Source organism: Skermanella sp. (assembly GCF_059503625.1).
In genome coordinates, this window is sequence record NZ_JCACHA010000364.1 from 1 (window position 1) to 2,657 (window position 2,657).

Here is a 2,657-nt window from a genome sequence, read left to right on the forward strand (position 1 = left end):
ACGAGTTCGGCAATACCCAGGGCGGCAACAACAACGCCTATTGCCAGAACAGCGACATCGCCTGGATCAACTGGGACAAGATCGACGACGACGGCTACAGCCTGATCGAGTTCGTTCGTCAGGCGGTGGCCCTGCGCCACTCCCATCCGCTGCTCGGGCTGCCCAAGTTCCTGCATGGGCAACAGGACAGCGAACTGGGCGTCAAGGACATTACCTGGATCACTCCGGCCGGTACCGAGAAGAGCCCGGAGCAGTGGCAGGACCCGATGGCCCGCTGCGTCGGCATGCTGCTGGACGGCAGGGTGGCCGCCGGCCTTCAGCAACGGACCGACAAGCCCGGCGACATCCTGATGCTGGTGGTGAATTCCTACCACGAGGACCTGCCTTTCACCGTACCGAGCGTCCCCGGCGTGGTCGGCTGGCAGACCCTGATGGACACGGCGCATCCGGACAAGAAGACCCAGATGCTGAAAGCGGACGGCAGCTTCAAGGCGTCGGGGCGCAGCCTGGTCCTGCTGTCCGCCTTCCACGACGGAGCGGTCTGGACGACGGCGGAACCCGCGCGCGAGCGCATGGCGATGCCGGAAGCCGATCCGGTGCCCGCAGCACCTGAAGGGAATGCGCCGCTGGAGGCTTCGACCGGGGCGGAAGCGGCGGGTTTCGATCCGGTCGGCCAAGGCGACACCGTGGAAGAAGCATCCGGCGCCGAAGCCGAGGCGATGGAAAACACTGCTGCCGAACCGGGCGAGCAGCCGGGAAGCCAGGAAACAGAACCGAGCGAGACGCGATGACCGAGACGCTGGGGCCTGACGAGGAGCGGTTCCGCGCTCTCGCCGACAGCGCTCCGGTGCTGATCTGGATGTCGGATCTTTCGATGGGCGGCATCTATTTCAACCGCGCTTGGCTGGAATTCACCGGCCGGCCTGCCGAAAGGGAGGCCGGCGAAGGGTGGAGAGAATCACTGCACCCGGAAGATCTGGCACCCTTGGAAGCCGCTCAGGCGGCGTTCGCGGCGCGGCAGCCATTCCAGATCCAGCTCCGCCTGCGCCGGTATGATGGGATCTGGCGCTGGATGCTCAACAGCGGCAAGCCGCGTTTCGACCCGGACGGTCAGTTCACCGGATATACCGGAAGCTGCGTCGACATCACGGAGCGGTTCGAGGCGGAGGAGGACGCACGGCGGCAGCTGAGGGTAATGCGGACGATCACCGACAATGCCGTGGAAGGGATGTTCCTGATGGATGCCGGAGGCAGGGTCTCCTTCGTCAATCCGGCGGCCGAGCGGATGTTCGACTGGAAATCCAGCGAGCTGATCGGCGAGATCCTTCACAACAAGGTGCATTACCGGCGGCCCGACGGAAGTCCATTCCATATAAGGGAATGTCCGCTGGGCCGGGTCTTCAGCAGCGAAGAAACCCTGACCGAGCATGAGGACATCTTCTACCGGCGGGATGGCACGCCGATTCATGTTCAATGCTCGATCGCGCCGATCCGGAGCAACGGCAGGGTGGACGGCGCCGTCCTCGTCGTTCACGACATTACCTACCGCAAGCAGGCGGAAGAGGCGCTGCGTCGCAGCGAAGACCTATTCTCGGCAATCTTCCGGCAAGCCATCGTCGGCGTCACCGAGATCGACCTGACCGGACGCTTCCTGATGATCAACGACCGCTTCTGCGAGATCGTCGGCCGGCCGAGGGAGGAAGTACTGACGCTCAGAACCCAGGACATCACCTATGCCGACGACGTGCCGAACAACATGGCGATGCTGGAGCGGGCGCGGACGACCGGTGAGGACTACCAGCTCGAGAAGCGCTACCTGCACCCGAATGGGACCGTCGTCTGGGTCCATAACAGCGTTTCGGTCGTGCAAGACTCGGTTGGCCGCCCGTTGCATCTGGTCGCGGTCGTCCGCGACATAACCGAGCAGAAACGCGTCGAGGCCGAGATGATGCGGGCCAATCAGGACCTGCAATCGGCCCTGACCGAGCGCGAGGTGCTGGTCAAGGAGGTCCATCACCGGGTCAAGAACAACCTTCAGGTCGTCGTCAGCCTGCTGCGCCTCCAGGCGAGCCGGCTGCGCGACGAAGTCGGCAGCGACGCGTTGCGGGAAAGCCTGAACCGCGTTTCGGCGATGAGCACGATCCATGAGCTGCTCTACCGTTCGACCACGATGGCGGATATCGACTTCGCCGAGGTCCTGCGGACCCTGACGGCCAACCTGCACGACGCCTATGGACATAACGAGGATCGGGTCGCCATGGTCGTCGAGACCGATCCGGTGCCGGTCAGCATGGATGCGGCAGTTCCGCTGGCCCTGATCGCCAACGAGCTGATCTCCAACGCTTTCAAGCACGGTTTCCCCGATGACGCCGAAGGCTCGGTGCGGGTCGGGCTGGTGCGGGAAGGTGACACCGTCGTTCTGACGGTCGAGGATACAGGACCGGGTTTCGTTCCGCCCAAGCGCAGCAGCAGCCTTGGGCTGATGCTGGTGGACCGGCTGGTGCGGCAAGTGTCCGGGAAGCTTAAGATGGAACCACCGCCGGGAACGCGCTACCGGCTGACGTTCAGGCTGGAATAGGGCAAGCCGCAGTAGGTCGGTCTGGAGCGAAGCGGCAGCCGACATAGACGCGCCTGCTTGTCGGCTGCCGCTTCGCTCT

At 64.2% G+C, this 2,657-nt stretch carries 1 protein-coding gene and 1 pseudogene; both read left to right on the forward strand.

Annotation, left to right across the window (positions count from 1 at the left end; translation table 11 throughout):
- Positions 1-791, forward strand: a pseudogene (locus tag AC5JJ6_RS08225) (glycogen debranching protein GlgX); the annotation flags it as partial.
- Entirely contained in the window at positions 788-2,578 is a 1,791-nt protein-coding gene (locus tag AC5JJ6_RS08230) for a PAS domain S-box protein (RefSeq protein ID WP_496041570.1), read from the forward strand. The pseudogene AC5JJ6_RS08225 and the gene AC5JJ6_RS08230, both read left to right, overlap by 4 nt.
- Positions 2,579-2,657: the final 79 nt, after the last annotated feature.

Excerpts from the sequence above, each read along its gene's own strand:
- AC5JJ6_RS08230 (WP_496041570.1), top strand. The coding sequence starts at position 788 with ATGACCGAGACGCTGGGGCCTGACGAGGAGCGGTTCCGCGCTCTCGCC.